The following is a 609-nucleotide window of genomic DNA, read 5'->3' as shown; positions in this document are numbered from 1 at the left end:
TAGGATTGGCGAATACAGAGCCACCAGGAATCTTGATTTCAGGAGCGAGTACATTCTCATCTGCCTTTGCATCACACTGTAAAGAGATGGGGATTCCAACCTTGATCGTAGATGTATCAGAAGAACATTTACAATGTGCAAAAGTGAAAGGGGTTAAGACCTATAATGGTCAAATTCTCTCAGAACAGTTACAATTTGAAGTAGACATGAATCAGTATGAATATTTAATTGCAGTAACTGATACAGATTCTTATAACGTCTTAGTCGCAAATACGTATGTTCCGCAGTTCGGACATCATAATACATTCTTACTCCCAATTCATGATGTGGGGAAAATTGAGCAAGAGCGTATTTCTCTTTCGAAAAAAGCGCATCCACTGTTTGGTCAGAATGAAATTTACGAAGAGTCAAATCGGCAAATTGAAGATGGGTATAACTTTAAAACGATACAAGTTACAGAAGAAGAAAAGATAAACAAGGAAGTAAGGGATTCGAAAGATATACTTTTATTTATTCGTCATAGTGACGGTAGTCTCACTTTTTCAACATTGTATAAATATATAACCGTCATGCCAGGAGATGAGCTAGTTGTACTAGCAAAGCAATAAT

At 36.5% G+C, this 609-nt stretch carries 1 protein-coding gene; it reads left to right on the top strand.

Annotation, left to right across the window (positions count from 1 at the left end; genetic code table 11):
- Positions 1 to 608 (top strand): NAD-binding protein (locus KVT34_RS29670; protein WP_217563234.1); only part of this gene is annotated, 608 nt, incomplete at its 5' end.
- Position 609: the final 1 nt, after the last annotated feature.

Source organism: Paenibacillus sp. GbtcB18 (assembly GCF_019091125.1).
In the GTDB taxonomy this organism is placed as follows: Bacteria; Bacillota; Bacilli; order Paenibacillales; family NBRC-103111; genus Paenibacillus_F; species Paenibacillus_F chitinolyticus.
Note: the sequence above shows the minus strand (reverse complement) of the source record. Positions and strands in the feature narration are given on the sequence as shown.